Raw genomic sequence first — 16,802 nt, 5'->3', positions numbered from 1 at the left:
ACGGTGCGTACGAGCGAGGAGATCTACCACCGGGTGCGCTGGGACGCGCGCTTCGACCCGGCCCGCTTCGTGCTGGGAGTCATGCAGCGCGGCGCCGATCCCAAGCGTGTCCCGCTGCCCGCCTTCGTACCGGGCGGCGAGATCCCGTGGCACCGGGTGCTGTTCTTCGAGGCCGACGGCGAGGTGGTGTGGGACCGGACCACGGGCGTGGACCGGATCGACGCGACGGAGGCCGGGCGGGTGCGCGAAGCGCGGCGGCTCCGGGCGCCGTTCTTCACGGCCCGTACGCCGTACGCCTGGGACTGCGCCGACTGGCGGCCCGCGCGCCCACCGCACGGGACCGCACTCGCCCCTGGCCCTGTGCGGGTCCTGACCTGGAACACCCTCTGGGACCGGTACGACGCCGACCGCATCGACAGCGCCCGCCGCAGACCTCTGCTCCTGCGGGCCCTGCGGGACGCCGACGTGGACGTGATCGCGCTGCAGGAGGTCGAGGCGGAGCTGCTGGGCATGCTGCTGCGGGAGCCGTGGGTCCGGGCGGACTGGACGCTCGGCACAGACCCCGGGGCCGGAGACGTGGACGACTGCGGTCTGCTGCTCCTGAGCCGCTTGCCCGTCCGCGAGGCGGCGCACCACGAACTGGCCCCGCACAAAGCGGTGACCGCGCTGGTCGTGGAAACAGGCACAGGCCCCATCGTCGTCGCCGCGACCCACCTCAGCAGCGACCACTCCGAGAACGGCGCCGGCCGCCGCGAAGCCGAACTCGCCCGTATCGCCGAGGGGTTGGCGCCCCTGGAAGACGACCTCGTCCTGATGGGCGACTTCAACGACGGCGGGGACACACCGCAAGTGACCCTCGGCATGCGGGACGCGTGGAGCGAGACGCACGGCGCCGACGACCGGACGCCGACGTTCGATCCGGGCGCCAACCCGTTGGCCGCGGTCTCCTCCCTCACCGGCCGGGCCTCCCGACTGGACCGGGTACTGCTGCGCACGGAGGGCCTGCGCGTACGGCGTGCCGAGCTGTACGGCGACACACCCACGGCCGACGGCCTCCACATCTCCGATCACTACGGAGTACGCGTCGAGTTGACGGCGCACTCGGCGAACTCGGCCGAGACAGGGGCGTACGAGATCCTCGACGCGCGCCCGACGCCCCGTACGGCCCTGGCCTGGATCCCGCCCCAGGAGCTATGGCCGCCCCTCCAGGACATCCGCCGGAACCACGACCCGCAGATCCACCGCTGGCCCCCACACGTGAACGTCCTCTTCGGCTTCGTACCGGAGCACGCCTTCGAGCAGGCGGCATCCGTGCTCGCGGCGGCCAGGACGGCTCCCTTCGACGCCCGGCTGGAGGGCGTGCACTGGTTCGGCCACCGGGATTACGCGACGGTGTGGCTGGACCCGGCGGCGGCCGACGAGGAGCCATGGGCCGAGCTGCACCGCACCCTCGTACGCCACTTCCCCCACTGCCGCGGCCGCCACGCGGCCTTCACCCCGCACCTGAGCCTGGGCCGCACCACCGACCCGAACACCCTGGCCGCCGCCTGCGAGGCCCGACTCACCCCCATGCCGGTCCGGATCGGCGAGCTGGCGCTGCTGTCGCGGCGGGGGGACGAGCCGATGCGGTTGCGGGGGACGGTGACGTTGGGCACGGGAGAGGTGCGGTGGGCGGGGGAGGCCCCGCACCACGGGTACGAGGCTGCCGAGCACTACGGGTACGACGCCGGCGATACGGGCGTGGACTACGAGTTCGGGGACGGGTACGACACCGCCGACATGGACGCAGCCGACGCCGGTGCGGCAGACACCGCCGTTGCCGACGCCGCTGTGGCCGACCGCATCACCCATCGCATCACGCAGGCCCTCCCCAACGGCGTCGTCCACGTCGTCGGCTCCCGGCGCATGGGCTGCGCGCTGCCGGGTGCGGACCTGGATCTGGTGGCGGCACTCCCCGGCACGGTCGAACTCGCCGCAGTACAGGCGAAGTTGACCGAAGCACTGCCCGAGGCGAGCGACGTACGCGAGGTGGTCGGGGCGCGCGTACCCGGCCTGCGGTTGTGGCTGGACGGGCTGGACGTGGACGTGGTCGTCGTGGCCACCGGATCGATGGACCCCACCGAGGCGGTGAACCGCCGGGCCGAGTTGGGCGAGGCGGCGGCGATCGCGCTCAGCGCGGTGAGCGACGCCGACGCACTCCTCGCTTCCGTCGGCAACCACGGACCGGCCTTCGCCCGCCTGGCCAGGCAGGTCAAGGCCTGGGCGAAGGCACGCGGCCTGGATTCGGCACCGTTCGGCGGGCTGCCGGGCCTGGCCTGGTCCGTCCTGGCGGCCCGTACGGTGCGGGAGGCCGGCGAGCTGCCCCCGGCCGATCTCCTACGGCACTTCTTCGCGACGTGGGCGGCCTGGGACTGGCGAGTCCCGGTGGGCGACCCAGGCGAACGGGGCGAACCGTCTCGCCCATCCCTCCCCCTCACGATCACGACACCGTCCGACCCGGTCCGCCCCTGCACGGACCAGGTCACGGCGGGCATGCGAGACCTCATCACCCAAGAGCTGTTCCGTGCCTGGGAGTTGCTGGACGCGACCCCGGACCCGTTCCCCTGGCCCGAGTTGCTGTCCACTCCCCCACTGCACCGCCGCCACGCGGCCTGGGCGGTCGTGGAGTTGGGCCCGGGCGCTGACGCAGGCCGGGTACGGGGCAGGATGCGAGCCCTGCTGACCGACCTGTCGGAAGCAGCCCCGACTACCCACGCCTGGCCCCGCCCCTTCACCACGGCCCCGCTCCGCTACGCCATCGGCCTGGGCCTCAACCCACCGGCTCCGGCCCACCTCGCGGCTGTCGCGGAACGCCGACTGCGCGGCCTGACCGGGGTCACGCTGAGGAGAGTTGAGGGCGGCGAGATCCCGACCCTGCACTGATCTGGGCGTCAGCTTTTCGTCGATATTCGCCGTTACACAGCGCTGTTAGGATCGACACATGAGCGAGCCGGCCACCATCACTTCCCTTTCCGATCCCGCGATGCAGCGAATTCTCGACGTCACCAAGCCGTCGAGAACCAGCATCAAGACGGTATTGATCGAGGACACCGAACCCCTTATGCAATGCCTGGCAGCGGGGGTGGAATTCATCGAGGTGTACAGCAGCGACAGCATTCCGTTCCCGTCCGAACTGCTCGACCTCTGTCAGCAGCGAAAGGTGCCGGTCCGGCTCGTCGAATCGTCGGTCGTCAATCAGCTGTTCAAAGGGGAGCGAAAGGCCAAGACGTTCGGCATCGCACGCGTCCCCCGGCCGGCTCGGTTCCAGGACATCGCGGAGCGCGGCGGTGACGTCGTCGTACTCGACGGTGTGAAGATCGTCGGCAACATCGGCGCGATCGTGCGGACTTCGCTCGCACTGGGGGCCTCGGGAATCGTCCTGGTCGACAGCGACCTCGCCACCATCGCCGACCGGCGCCTGCTGAGGGCCAGCCGCGGCTACGTCTTCTCCCTGCCCGTCGTTCTCGCCAGCCGCGAGGACGCGGCCGCTTTCGTCCGCGACAACGAAATGCCGTTGATGGCCTTCGAAGCGGGCGGCGAACTCACCGTCAAGGACCTCGGCGAAAAGCAGGAACGACTGGCCCTGTTGTTCGGCAGCGAAAAGGGCGGACCCTCCGAATTGTTCAAGAAGACGTCCGCCACAACGGTTTCCATCCCGATGTTCCATTCCACCGAGTCCCTCAATGTCTCGGTCTCGGTCGGTATCGCCCTGCACGAGCGGGCCCAAAGGAATTTCACCGTCAGCCGCTGAGCTGAGTACCGGTAAGCCAAGCACCGGCAAGTCGAAGACGCGCAAACAGCAAAAGGGCCCGTACGACCGAAGTCGTACGGGCCCTTTCAGCAGCTCGCTGAGCTACCAGGTCAAGTCAACAAGCTTACTTGTTGATCTTGGTGACCTGGCCGGCGCCCACGGTCCGGCCACCCTCACGGATGGCGAACTTCAGGCCCTCTTCCATGGCGACGGGCTGGATGAGCTCGACCTTCATCTCAGTGTTGTCGCCCGGCATGACCATCTCCGTACCCTCGGGGAGGGTCACAACACCGGTCACGTCAGTCGTACGGAAGTAGAACTGAGGACGGTAGTTGTTGAAGAACGGCGTGTGACGGCCACCCTCGTCCTTGGACAGGATGTACGCCTGCGCCTCGAACTCGGTGTGCGGGGTGACCGAGCCCGGCTTGATGATGACCTGGCCGCGCTCGACGTCCTCGCGCTTGATACCACGAAGCAGCAGACCGACGTTCTCACCGGCCTGGCCCTCGTCGAGCAGCTTGCGGAACATCTCGATGCCGGTGACCGTGGTGGTGGTCTTCTCCTGCTTGATGCCCACGATGTCAACGGTCTCGTTGACCTTGAGGACACCACGCTCGATACGACCGGTGACGACGGTGCCACGACCGGTGATCGTGAAGACGTCCTCGATCGGCATCAGGAACGGCTTGTCGACGTCACGCTCGGGCTGCGGGATCGCCTCGTCGACGGCCTTCATCAGCTCGAGGACGGAGTTGCCCCACTCCTTGTCGCCCTCGAGAGCCTTGAGCGCCGAGACCTTGACGACCGGCAGGTCGTCGCCCGGGAACTCGTACTCGGAGAGGAGCTCACGAACCTCGAGCTCGACGAGCTCCAGGATCTCCTCGTCGTCCACCATGTCGGCCTTGTTCAGGGCGACGACGATGTAGGGAACGCCGACCTGGCGGGCCAAGAGCACGTGCTCCTTGGTCTGCGGCATCGGGCCGTCGGTCGCGGCGACCACGAGGATGGCGCCGTCCATCTGCGCCGCACCCGTGATCATGTTCTTGATGTAGTCCGCGTGACCGGGGCAGTCGACGTGCGCGTAGTGACGCGTCTCCGTCTGGTACTCGACGTGCGCGATGGAGATGGTGATACCGCGCTGGCGCTCCTCAGGAGCCTTGTCGATCTGGTCGAAGGCCGAGGCCTCGTTCAGGTCCGGGTACGCGTCGTGCAGCACCTTGGTAATGGCGGCCGTGAGGGTCGTCTTACCGTGGTCGATGTGACCGATGGTGCCGATGTTGACGTGCGGCTTAGTCCGCTCGAACTTCGCCTTCGCCACTGGGGTCCTCCTGTGGAGTGGTTCTGTACGCCTTACTCATCGGCGCCAGGTGATCTTTGCTGGAAAGCCGGGGCCCGGGGCACTCCAGCCACGATGGTGACGGAATGCCCCAGCAAGCTCCGGAGTCAAGCCTAAAGCGTGAACTCGGGTGAGTTACTCGCCCTTGGCCTTCGCGATGATCTCCTCGGCGACGTTCCGGGGAACCTCGGCGTAGGAGTCGAACTGCATCGAGTAGCTCGCGCGACCCGATGTCTTGCTGCGGAGGTCGCCGACGTAGCCGAACATCTCCGACAGCGGAACCAGGCCCTTCACAACGCGGGCACCGGCACGCTCCTCCATGGCCTCGATCTGACCACGTCGGGAGTTGATGTCACCGATGACCTCGCCCATGTAGTCCTCGGGCGTGGTGACCTCTACGGCCATCATCGGCTCGAGCAGCACGGGGCTGGCCTTACGCGCGGCCTCCTTGAAGGCCTGCGAACCGGCGATCTTGAACGCGAGCTCGGAGGAGTCGACCTCGTGGTAGGCGCCGTCGATGAGCGTGACGCGAACGCCCGTCATCTCGTAGCCGGCGAGGATGCCGAACTGCATGGCCTCCTGGCAGCCGGCGTCCACCGAAGGGATGTACTCCTTCGGGATGCGACCACCGGTCACCTTGTTCACGAACTCGTACGAGGCGTCGCCGCCCTCGATCGGCTCGACCGCGATCTGCACCTTGGCGAACTGACCCGTACCGCCGGTCTGCTTCTTGTGCGTGTAGTCCACGCGCTCGACGGCCTTGCGGATCGTCTCGCGGTAGGCCACCTGCGGCTTACCGACGTTGGCCTCGACCTTGAACTCGCGCTTCATGCGGTCGACCAGCACCTCGAGGTGCAGTTCGCCCATGCCGCCGATGATGGTCTGGCCGGTCTCCTCGTCCGAGTGGACCTGGAAGGAGGGGTCCTCCTCCGCGAGACGCTGGATGGCGACACCCAGCTTCTCCTGGTCACCCTTGGACTTGGGCTCGATGGCGACCTGGATGACCGGCGCCGGGAAGTCCATGGACTCCAGGATCACCGGCTGCTTGTCGTCGCACAGCGTCTCACCGGTCGTGGTCTGCTTCAGACCCATCACGGCGACGATGTCGCCGGCGCCCACCGCCGCGATCTCCTCACGCTTGTTCGCGTGCATACGGTAGATCTTGCCGATGCGCTCCTTCTTGCCCTTGACCGGGTTCAGCACCGCGGTGCCGGTCTCCAGGCGGCCCGAGTAAACCCGGACGAAGGTGAGCTTGCCCAGGTGCGGGTCGCTCATGATCTTGAACGCGAGGGCGGACAGCGGCTCGTCCTCGGACGGCTTGCGCTTGACGACCAACTCCGGGTCCTTGACGTCGTGGCCCTCGATGGCCTCGACGTCGAGCGGAGTCGGGAGGTAGCGCACGACCGCGTCGAGCAGGGGCTGTACGCCCTTGTTCTTGAACGCGGTGCCACAGAACACCGGGGTGACCGTGGTGTCGTTGGACTTGCCCGAGGCGATGGTGATGCGACGGATCGCGGCGTACAACTGCTCCTCGGTGGGCTCAACGCCCTCCAGGTACAGCTCCATGATCTCTTCGTCGTTCTCCGCGACGGCCTCGAGAAGCTTGCCGCGCCATTCCTCGGCAGCCTCGGCGTGCGTGGCCGGGATGTCGACGGTGTCGTACATCTCGCCCTTCGCCGCCTCGGCGGACCACACGAGCGCCTTCATGCGGACCAGGTCCACAACGCCCTTGAAGTCGGCCTCGGCACCGATCGGCAGCTGCATGACGATCGGCTGGGCGCCCAGACGGTCCGAGATCATGTCCACGCAGCGGTGGAACTCGGCGCCGGTACGGTCCAGCTTGTTGACGAAGCAGATGCGCGGCACGCCGTAACGGTCGGCCTGACGCCACACCGTCTCGGACTGCGGCTCGACGCCGGCGACACCGTCGAACACGGTCACGGCACCGTCGAGTACGCGCAGCGAGCGCTCCACCTCGACGGTGAAGTCGACGTGCCCCGGGGTGTCGATGATGTTGATGGTGTAGTCGTCGTTGTCCAGCGGCCAGTGACAGGTGGTGGCAGCGGAGGTGATCGTGATGCCACGCTCCTGCTCCTGCTCCATCCAGTCCATGGTGGCAGCGCCGTCGTGGACCTCACCGATCTTGTAGGAGACGCCGGTGTAGAACAGGATCCGCTCGGTGGTGGTCGTCTTGCCCGCGTCGATGTGGGCCATGATCCCGATGTTCCGGACCCTGGCCAGGTCAAGTGAAGTGGTAGCCATAAGGCTTCGGTCTTCTCTCGGTCTCGATGTGGGTAGCGACTACCAGCGGTAGTGCGCGAAGGCCTTGTTGGACTCGGCCATCTTGTGGGTGTCCTCGCGCTTCTTGACGGCCGCACCGAGGCCGTTCGAGGCGTCGAGAAGTTCGTTGAGCAGACGCTCGGTCATGGTCTTCTCGCGACGGGCGCGGGAGTAACCGACCAGCCAGCGCAGCGCCAGGGTGTTGGCACGACCGGGCTTGACCTCGATCGGAACCTGGTAGGTGGCGCCACCGACACGGCGGGACTTGACCTCGAGGGTCGGCTTGATGTTCTCCAGCGCGCGCTTCAGCGTGATGATCGGGTCGTTGCCCGTCTTCTCACGCAGACCCTCCATGGCGCCGTACACGATGCGCTCGGCGGTGGAGCGCTTGCCGTTCAGCAGCACCTTGTTGATGAGGGAGGTCACCAGAGGAGAACCGTAGACCGGGTCGATGATGACCGGGCGCTTCGGGGCGGGGCCCTTACGAGGCATTCTTACTTCTCCTTCTTGGCGCCGTAGCGGCTGCGGGCCTGCTTGCGGTTCTTGACACCCTGGGTGTCGAGGGAGCCACGGATGATCTTGTAGCGAACACCCGGCAGGTCCTTCACACGGCCGCCACGCACGAGCACGATGGAGTGCTCCTGCAGGTTGTGTCCCTCACCCGGAATGTAAGCGGTGACTTCGATCCCGCTGGTCAGACGCACACGCGCGACCTTACGCAGGGCCGAGTTCGGCTTCTTCGGGGTGGTCGTGAACACACGCGTGCAGACGCCGCGACGCTGGGGCGAACCCTCGAGTGCGGGCGTCTTGTTCTTCTCGACCTTGTCCTGCCGGCCCTTCCGGACCAGCTGCTGGATCGTAGGCACTACTTCTCCGGTTTCTGTGTGCCGATGGTGAAGCTAACCTGGAACGTCGCCGACCCACGCGGTCGGGTGTGTCGAATGCTGCAGACTCCCGCCGCAAGGCAGAAAGGGCGCAGATTACGGTGGCCGGTGAAGGATCCCGTTGCGGTCTGAAGGCACGCACGGAAGCCAGGGCACACCCCAGGCACAAGGTCTGAGCGTACCTACCTCATACGCTGCGGTCAAAACAAATGGGCGCCGCCCAGGACCTGGGCTGTCAGGCGCCCGACGCCCCCGCCACGATCATGAGCATCAAGAAGAGGCTCCAGCCGGCCACGGACAGCCAGCCGAGGATGAGTCCGGCGATCGCGAAACCGTCACCATTCTCGCCAGTGCGGCGTATCTCGGCGCGTGCCGAATGGCCAAGGATCACGGCGGGCAGGCCCGTGATACCGAGGGTCATCGTGGTGAGCACACCGCAGACCATGGAACCGACCGCCTTGCCGTTCGTGGGCGGCGGCTGGGCGGGCAGGAACGTCCTCGGAACCGGCGGCGCGGCGGCCAGGGGCACCGGCATGGGGCCCTGGGGCAGGTCGGCGACGAGCAGGGCCAGCTCGCCGACCGTACGGGCCTGGTAGGCCCTCGCGATCCGCTTCTCGAGCTCGTCCTGCTGCAGGCGCCCCTCACCGAAGCCCGCTCTGAGCACGTCGACTGCGCGCTCCCGGTCGGCGTGGGAGGCGAGCATCGACGAACTGTTCTGGCCCTGCCAGGGCTGCGGGCTGTTGCCGCCCTGCCACGGCTGCCACTGCGATGGATACGACACGGACACCTCCCCCGGGGCTGAATGCCTCCATCATCCTCTAACGCGCCAATATCGGCATCGGTTCCCTGGCCCGCAATTTCAGTCCCGTAAAAGCACGCAGGCAGGCACCCAGGGCGGGCACGCCGAAGCGCACGCCGAAGGGCGGTCACCCCGTACGAAACGAGGTGACCGCCCTTCAACTCAAGCTGCTCGCTTACTGGTTGTACGGACCGTAGTCGTAGTCCTCCAGCGGAACGGCCTGGCCGGAGCCCGTGCCGAACGGCGAGTAGTCGATGTCGTCGTAGCCGACGGCCGAGTACATCGCGGCCTTGGCCTCCTCGGTCGGCTCGACCCGGATGTTGCGGTAGCGGGACAGGCCCGTACCGGCCGGGATGAGCTTACCGATGATGACGTTCTCCTTGAGGCCGATCAGGGAGTCGGACTTGGCGTTGATCGCCGCGTCCGTGAGGACCCTGGTCGTCTCCTGGAAGGACGCCGCCGACAGCCACGACTCGGTGGCCAGCGAGGCCTTGGTGATACCCATCAGCTGCGGACGGCCGGAGGCCGGGTGGCCGCCTTCCTGGACCACACGACGGTTCTCGGTCTCGAACTTCGAGCGCTCCACGAGCTCGCCGGGCAGCAGCTCGGCGTCGCCGGACTCGATGATCGTCACCCGGCGCAGCATCTGCCGGATGATGATCTCGATGTGCTTGTCGTGGATCGACACACCCTGCGAGTTGTAGACCTTCTGCACCTCGCCGACCAGGTGGACCTGAACGGCCCGCTGACCGAGGATGCGCAGCACGTCGTGCGGGTTGGTGGCACCGTAGGTGAGCTTCTGGCCCACCTCGACGTGGTCGCCCTCCCGCACCTGGAGCTTGGCGCGCTTCGAGATCGGGTACGCCGTCTCGTCGCTGCCGTCGTCCGGGGTCACGACGAGCTTCTTGGTCTTCTCGGTCTCCTCGATCCGTACGCGGCCGGAGGCCTCGGAGATCGGGGCGACACCCTTGGGCGTACGAGCCTCGAAGAGCTCGACGACACGGGGCAGACCCTGGGTGATGTCGTCACCGGCCACACCACCGGTGTGGAAGGTACGCATCGTCAGCTGCGTGCCGGGCTCACCGATGGACTGCGCGGCGATGATGCCGACCGCCTCACCGATGTCGACCAGCTTGCCGGTGGCCAGCGAACGGCCGTAGCACATGGCGCAGGTGCCGACGGCGGACTCGCAGGTCAGGACCGAGCGGGTCTTGACCTCCGCGACACCGTGCCGGACCAGCTCGTCGATGAGCACGTCGCCCAGGTCGGTACCGGCCGGGGCCAGCACCTTGCCGTCGACGACGATGTCCTCGGCGAGGCAGCGCGCGTACACGGACGTCTCGACGTTGTCGTCCTTGAGCAGGTTGCCAGCGGCGTCCCGGGCCGCAATCTGCAGCCTGAGGCCACGGTCGGTGCCGCAGTCCTCCTCGCGGATGATGACGTCCTGCGAGACGTCGACCAGACGACGGGTGAGGTAACCCGAGTCGGCGGTACGCAGAGCGGTGTCCGCCAGACCCTTACGGGCACCGTGCGTGGAGATGAAGTACTCCAGCACGGAGAGACCCTCACGGAACGATGCCTTAATGGGCCGCGGGATGGTCTCGTTCTTGGCGTTCGAAACCAGACCACGCATACCGGCGATCTGACGCATCTGCATCATGTTCCCTCGGGCGCCCGAGTTCACCATCATGAAGATCGGGTTCGTCTTCGGGAAGTTGTCGTTCATCGCCTCGGCGACCTCGTTGGTCGCCTTGGTCCAGATCGCGATGAGCTCCTGCGTGCGCTCGTCCTTGGTGATCAGACCGCGCTCGTACTGCTTCTGGACCTTCTCGTCCTGCGCCTCGTAACCCTTGACGATCTCCTTCTTCGCCTCGGGAACGACGACGTCGGAGATGGCCACGGTGACGCCGGAACGGGTCGCCCAGTAGAAGCCGGCCGCCTTCAGGTTGTCGAGCGTCGCCGCCACGATGACCTTGGGGTAGCGCTCGGCGAGGTCGTTGACGATCTCGGAGAGCTGCTTCTTGCCGACCTCGTAGTCGACGAACGGGTAGTCCTCGGGCAGCAGTTCGTTGAAGAGCGCACGGCCGAGCGTGGTCTTCAGACGGAAGCTGTCACCCTGCTGCCACTCCGGCTCGCCCTCTTCCCGCGCCGGCGGCGTCCAGCCGCGCGGCGGGATGGTGCCGACGGGGAAGCGGATGTCGACCCTCGACTGGAGCGAGAGCTCGCCCGCGTCGAACGCCATGATCGCCTCGGCGGCGGAGCCGAAGGACCGGCCCTCGCCCTTGACGTCCCGCATCTCGCCGTCAGTGGTGAGGAAGAACAGACCGAGGACCATGTCCTGGGTCGGCATCGTCACCGGACGGCCGTCAGCGGGCTTGAGGATGTTGTTCGAGGACAGCATCAGGATGCGGGCCTCGGCCTGCGCCTCCGCGGACAGCGGCAGGTGCACGGCCATCTGGTCACCGTCGAAGTCCGCGTTGAACGCGGTGCAGACGAGCGGGTGGATCTGGATGGCCTTGCCCTCGACCAGCTGCGGCTCGAAGGCCTGGATGCCGAGTCGGTGCAGCGTGGGCGCACGGTTCAGCAGAACCGGGTGCTCCGCGATGACCTCTTCCAGGACGTCGTACACGACCGTGCGGCCGCGCTCGACCATCCTCTTCGCGCTCTTGATGTTCTGCGCGTGGTTCAGGTCAACCAGGCGCTTCATCACGAACGGCTTGAAGAGCTCCAGCGCCATCGCCTTCGGCAGACCGCACTGGTGCAGCTTCAGCTGCGGACCGACGACGATCACGGAACGCGCCGAGTAGTCGACTCGCTTACCGAGCAGGTTCTGACGGAAGCGACCCTGCTTGCCCTTCAGCATGTCGCTGAGGGACTTCAGCGGGCGGTTACCGGGACCGGTCACCGGACGGCCGCGACGGCCGTTGTCGAAGAGGGCGTCAACAGCCTCCTGAAGCATGCGCTTCTCGTTGTTGACGATGATCTCGGGCGCGCCGAGGTCGAGGAGCCTCTTCAGACGGTTGTTGCGGTTGATCACACGGCGGTACAGGTCGTTCAGGTCGGAGGTCGCGAAGCGGCCACCGTCCAGCTGCACCATCGGGCGAAGGTCCGGCGGGATGACCGGGACGCAATCGAGGACCATGCCCTTGGGGCTGTTGGAGGTCTGCAGGAAGGCAGACACGACCTTCAGCCGCTTCAGCGCACGGGTCTTCTTCTGGCCCTTGCCGGTACGGATGATCTCGCGGAGGCGCTCGGCCTCCTCCTCCAGGTCGAAGGACTCCAGGCGCTTCTGCAGGGCAGCCGCACCCATGGAGCCGTCGAAGTACGTGCCGAAGCGGTCACGCAGCTCGCGGTAGAGGAGCTCGTCGCCCTCGAGGTCCTGGACCTTGAGGTTCTTGAAGCGCGTCCACACCTCGTCGAGCCGGTCGATCTCGCGCTGCGCACGGTCACGCAGCTGCTTCATCTCCCGCTCGGCACCTTCGCGCACCTTGCGGCGTACGTCGGCCTTGGCGCCCTCGGCCTCGAGCTCGGCCAGGTCGGTCTCGAGCTTCTTGGCACGGGCCTCCAGGTCGGCGTCGCGACGGTTCTCGACCTGCTGACGCTCCACGGAGACATGCGCCTCCAGGGAGGGCAGATCGCGCGTACGGCGCTCCTCGTCCACGAACGTGATCATGTACGCGGCGAAGTAGATGACCTTCTCGAGGTCCTTCGGGGCGAGGTCGAGCAGGTAGCCCAGCCGCGACGGAACGCCCTTGAAGTACCAGATGTGGGTGACAGGAGCGGCCAGTTCGATGTGGCCCATCCGCTCACGACGCACCTTGGCGCGAGTGACCTCGACGCCGCAGCGCTCGCAGATGATGCCCTTGAACCGGACACGCTTGTACTTGCCGCAGTAGCACTCCCAGTCCCGGGTCGGACCGAAGATCTTCTCGCAGAAGAGTCCGTCCTTTTCGGGCTTGAGCGTGCGGTAGTTGATCGTCTCGGGCTTCTTGACCTCGCCGTGGCTCCACTGACGGATGTCGTCAGCGGTGGCCAGACCGATCCGGAGCTCGTCGAAGAAGTTGACGTCGAGCACTATGCGTCAATCCCTCTCAGGGTTGTAAGTCATGGGGTCTGATACGGGGGTCCTGGGGCCGGCGGCCTTCATGACGAAGGCCGCCGGACTCCCGTCAGACCTCTTCGACGCTGCTCGGCTCACGCCGGGACAGGTCGATGCCAAGCTCCTCCGCAGCGCGGAAGACGTCCTCGTCCGTGTCGCGCATCTCGATGGACATGCCGTCCGAGGACAGCACCTCCACGTTGAGGCACAGGGACTGCATCTCCTTGATGAGCACCTTGAAGGACTCGGGGATGCCGGGCTCGGGGATGTTCTCGCCCTTGACGATGGCCTCGTAGACCTTCACGCGGCCGGTGACGTCGTCGGACTTGATGGTCAGCAGCTCCTGGAGGGCGTATGCGGCGCCGTAAGCCTCCAGCGCCCACACCTCCATCTCGCCGAACCGCTGGCCACCGAACTGGGCCTTACCACCCAGCGGCTGCTGGGTGATCATGGAGTACGGACCGGTCGAGCGGGCGTGGAGCTTGTCGTCGACCAGGTGGTGGAGCTTGAGGATGTACATGTAGCCGATCGAGATCGGCTCCGGGAACGGCTCGCCGGAGCGGCCGTCGAACAGACGCGCCTTGCCGGACGGGAGGACCATACGGTCGCCGTCGCGGTTCGGGACGGTGTGCTCCAGCAGACCGGCCAGCTCGTCCTCGCGGGCACCGTCGAAGACCGGGGTCGCCACGTTCGTACGCGGGTCGACCTGGTCGGCGCCGATGACCTGGAGACGCTGAGCCCACTCGTCGGCGAGTCCGGAGACGTCCCAGCCCTGGCTGGCGAGCCAGCCGAGGTGGATCTCCAGGACCTGTCCCGGGTTCATTCGGGACGGCACACCCAGGGGGTTGAGGATGATGTCGACCGGGGTGCCGTCCTCCAGGAACGGCATGTCCTCGATCGGCAGGATCTTGGAGATGACGCCCTTGTTGCCGTGGCGGCCGGCGAGCTTGTCACCGTCGGTGATCTTGCGCTTCTGCGCCACGTACACGCGCACCAGCTGGTTCACACCGGGGGGCAGCTCGTCGCCCTCCTCGCGGTCGAAGACACGTACGCCGATGACCTTGCCGGTCTCGCCGTGCGGCACCTTCAGCGAGGTGTCACGGACCTCACGGGCCTTCTCACCGAAGATCGCGCGCAGCAGGCGCTCCTCCGGCGTCAGCTCGGTCTCACCCTTGGGGGTCACCTTGCCGACGAGGATGTCGCCCGCGATGACCTCGGCGCCGATGCGGATGATGCCGCGCTCGTCGAGGTCGGCGAGGACCTCCTCGGAGACGTTCGGGATGTCCCGGGTGATCTCCTCGGGGCCGAGCTTGGTGTCACGGGCGTCGACCTCGTGCTCCTCGATGTGGATCGAGGAGAGGACGTCGTCCTGTACGAGGCGCTGCGACAGGATGATCGCGTCCTCGTAGTTGTGGCCTTCCCACGGCATGAAGGCGACGAGCAGGTTCTTGCCCAGCGCCATCTCGCCTTCCTGGGTGGCCGGACCGTCGGCGAGCACTTGGCTCTCCACGACCCGGTCGCCCTCGTGGACGATGACCTTCTGGTTGACCGAGGTGCCCTGGTTGGAACGGGAGAACTTGGCAACCCGGTACGTGGTGTACGTGCCGTCGTCGTTGGCCACGGTGACGTAGTCCGCGGAGACCTCCTGGACCACACCCGCCTTCTCGGCCTTGATGACGTCACCGGCGTCGACGGCGCAGCGGTACTCCATGCCCGTACCGACGAGGGGAGCCTCGGCGGTGATCAGCGGCACGGCCTGACGCATCATGTTCGCGCCCATGAGGGCACGGTTGGCGTCGTCGTGCTCGAGGAACGGGATCATGGCAGTCGCGACCGAGACCATCTGGCGCGGGGAGACGTCCATGTAGTCGACGTCGTCACCGGGGACGTAGTCGACCTCGCCACCACGGCGGCGAACCAGCACGCGGGACTCCTCGAACCGCATGTCGTCCGACAGCGGCGCGTTGGCCTGCGCGATGACGAAGCGGTCCTCCTCGTCGGCGGTCAGGTAGTCGACCTCATCGGTGACGAAACCGTCGGTGACCCGGCGGTAGGGCGTCTCGACGAAGCCGAACGCGTTGACCCGGCCGTACGAGGCGAGCGAGCCGATCAGGCCGATGTTCGGGCCTTCAGGGGTCTCGATCGGGCACATGCGGCCGTAGTGGGACGGGTGCACGTCACGGACCTCGAAGCCGGCCCGCTCACGGGAGAGACCACCCGGGCCAAGAGCCGACAGACGGCGCTTGTGGGTGAGACCCGACAGCGGGTTGTTCTGGTCCATGAACTGCGACAGCTGGCTGGTGCCGAAGAACTCCTTGATGGAGGCGACGACCGGCCGGATGTTGATCAGCGTCTGCGGCGTGATCGCCTCGACGTCCTGAGTCGTCATGCGCTCACGGACAACGCGCTCCATACGCGCCAGACCCGTACGGACCTGGTTCTGGATGAGCTCGCCGACGTTACGCAGACGACGGTTGCCGAAGTGGTCGATGTCGTCGGTCTCGACGACGATCGAGGCGTTGTTGTCGCCCATGACCGTCTCGGTCTCACCGGCGTGCAGCTTCACCAGGTACTTGATCGTCGAGATGATGTCCTCGACGGTCAGGATCCCGGCGTCCAGCGGGGCGTCGCCGCCCAGCTTCTTGTTGACCTTGTAGCGGCCGACCTTGGCGAGGTCGTAACGCTTCGGGTTGAAGTAGAGGTTCTCGAGCAGCGTCTGCGCGGCCTCACGGGTCGGGGGCTCGCCCGGACGCAGCTTGCGGTAGATGTCGAGCAGTGCGTCGTCCTGGCCCTGGGTGTGGTCCTTCTCCAGGGTGGCGCGCATGGACTCGTACTCGCCGAACTCCTCCAGGATCTGCTCGGTCGTCCAACCGAGAGCCTTGAGCAGAACGGTCACGGACTGCTTGCGCTTGCGGTCGATGCGGACACCGACCATGTCGCGCTTGTCGATCTCCATCTCCAGCCAGGCACCCCGGGAGGGGATGACCTTCGCGGAGAAGATGTCCTTGTCGGACGTCTTGTCGATGGAGGAGTCGAAGTAGACACCCGGCGAACGGACCAGCTGCGACACCACGACACGCTCGGTGCCGTTGATGACGAAGGTGCCCTTGTTCGTCATGAGCGGGAAGTCGCCCATGAAGACGGTCTGGGACTTGATCTCGCCGGTCTCGTTGTTGGTGAACTCAGCGGTGACGAAGAGCGGGGCGGCGTACGTGAAGTCGCGCTCCTTGCACTCGTCGATGGAGTTCTTCGGAGGCTCGAAACGGTGGTCGCGGAAGGTCAGCGACATCGACCCGGAGAAGTCCTCAATCGGAGAGATCTCCTCGAAGATCTCCTCCAGGCCGGACTTGGTGGGGACGTCCTGTCCGCTTTCCAGAGCCGCCTCGACACGAGCCTTCCACGCGTCGTTACCGAGCAGCCAGTCGAAGCTCTCGGTTTGCAGCGCAAGAAGGTTCGGAACCTCGAGGGGCTCCTTGATCTTTGCAAAGGAGATGCGCAGCGGGGCAGTGCTGGCGCCGTTGTTCGTATTCGCGGTCGAGGCAGTGCGCGAGGCGGCCAAGAGGGGGTCCTTCCGAGGGCTCGGACTCACTACGCGCGTACCGGTCCCAAGCCGG

The 16,802-nt window shown here is 66.6% G+C and carries 9 protein-coding genes; 2 read left to right on the top strand and 7 right to left on the bottom strand.

Going from position 1 to position 16,802, the window contains the following annotated elements:
- Window positions 1–3: 3 nt before the first annotated feature.
- Entirely contained in the window at window positions 4–2,922 is a 2,919-nt protein-coding gene (locus ACQEVY_RS28235) for a poly(A) polymerase (RefSeq protein ID WP_432952211.1), read from the top strand.
- A gap of 58 nt (window positions 2,923–2,980) precedes the next feature.
- A complete protein-coding gene (gene nshR, locus ACQEVY_RS28230; protein ID WP_432952210.1) occupies window positions 2,981–3,790 on the top strand; it encodes an NshR/TsnR family 23S rRNA methyltransferase in 810 nt (269 codons plus the stop codon).
- A 124-nt stretch (window positions 3,791–3,914) separates the two neighbouring features.
- On the opposite strand, the gene tuf is transcribed toward nshR, so the two are convergent.
- The 7 genes from tuf to rpoB form a co-directional block, all read right to left on the bottom strand.
- Complete coding sequence (tuf, locus tag ACQEVY_RS28225) at window positions 3,915–5,108, bottom strand: elongation factor Tu (RefSeq protein WP_033319627.1); 1,194 nt, start codon at window positions 5,106–5,108, stop codon at window positions 3,915–3,917.
- 153 nt (window positions 5,109–5,261) lie between these two features.
- Window positions 5,262–7,388 carry an elongation factor G gene (gene fusA, locus ACQEVY_RS28220; protein WP_432952209.1) on the bottom strand — a complete coding sequence of 709 codons (2,127 nt, stop codon included), beginning with the start codon at window positions 7,386–7,388 and terminating at the stop codon, window positions 5,262–5,264.
- A gap of 39 nt (window positions 7,389–7,427) precedes the next feature.
- Complete coding sequence (gene rpsG, locus ACQEVY_RS28215) at window positions 7,428–7,898, bottom strand: 30S ribosomal protein S7 (protein WP_003992340.1); 471 nt, start codon at window positions 7,896–7,898, stop codon at window positions 7,428–7,430.
- A gap of 2 nt (window positions 7,899–7,900) precedes the next feature.
- Window positions 7,901–8,272 (bottom strand): 30S ribosomal protein S12, encoded by a 372-nt coding sequence (gene rpsL / locus ACQEVY_RS28210; RefSeq protein WP_003948652.1) that lies wholly within the window; start codon window positions 8,270–8,272, stop codon window positions 7,901–7,903.
- A 253-nt stretch (window positions 8,273–8,525) separates the two neighbouring features.
- On the bottom strand, window positions 8,526–8,993 hold the full coding sequence (locus ACQEVY_RS28205; protein WP_432955435.1) for a DUF1707 and DUF4190 domain-containing protein: 468 nt from the start codon (window positions 8,991–8,993) through the stop codon (window positions 8,526–8,528).
- A gap of 271 nt (window positions 8,994–9,264) precedes the next feature.
- The gene (locus ACQEVY_RS28200; RefSeq protein WP_432952208.1) at window positions 9,265–13,164 is read right to left on the bottom strand and encodes a DNA-directed RNA polymerase subunit beta'; all 3,900 of its coding nucleotides are present in this window, start codon (window positions 13,162–13,164) and stop codon (window positions 9,265–9,267) included.
- 94 nt (window positions 13,165–13,258) lie between these two features.
- The gene (gene rpoB / locus ACQEVY_RS28195) at window positions 13,259–16,747 is read right to left on the bottom strand and encodes a DNA-directed RNA polymerase subunit beta (protein WP_432952207.1); all 3,489 of its coding nucleotides are present in this window, start codon (window positions 16,745–16,747) and stop codon (window positions 13,259–13,261) included.
- Window positions 16,748–16,802 lie beyond the last annotated feature (55 nt).

The sequence above is a fragment of the Streptomyces sp. CA-288835 genome, assembly GCF_050936385.1.
Lineage (GTDB): Bacteria > Actinomycetota > Actinomycetes > Streptomycetales > Streptomycetaceae > Streptomyces.
Note: the sequence above shows the minus strand (reverse complement) of the source record. Positions and strands in the feature narration are given on the sequence as shown.

Bases quoted from the DNA above. Each gene is read 5' to 3' on its own strand.
- nshR (WP_432952210.1), top strand. From the start codon at position 2,981: ATGAGCGAGCCGGCCACCATCACTTCCCTTTCCGATCCCGCGATGCAG.
- fusA (WP_432952209.1), bottom strand. From the start codon at position 7,388: ATGGCTACCACTTCACTTGACCTGGCCAGGGTCCGGAACATCGGGATC.
- rpsG (WP_003992340.1), bottom strand. From the start codon at position 7,898: ATGCCTCGTAAGGGCCCCGCCCCGAAGCGCCCGGTCATCATCGACCCG.
- ACQEVY_RS28205 (WP_432955435.1), bottom strand. From the start codon at position 8,993: ATGCTCGCCTCCCACGCCGACCGGGAGCGCGCAGTCGACGTGCTCAGA.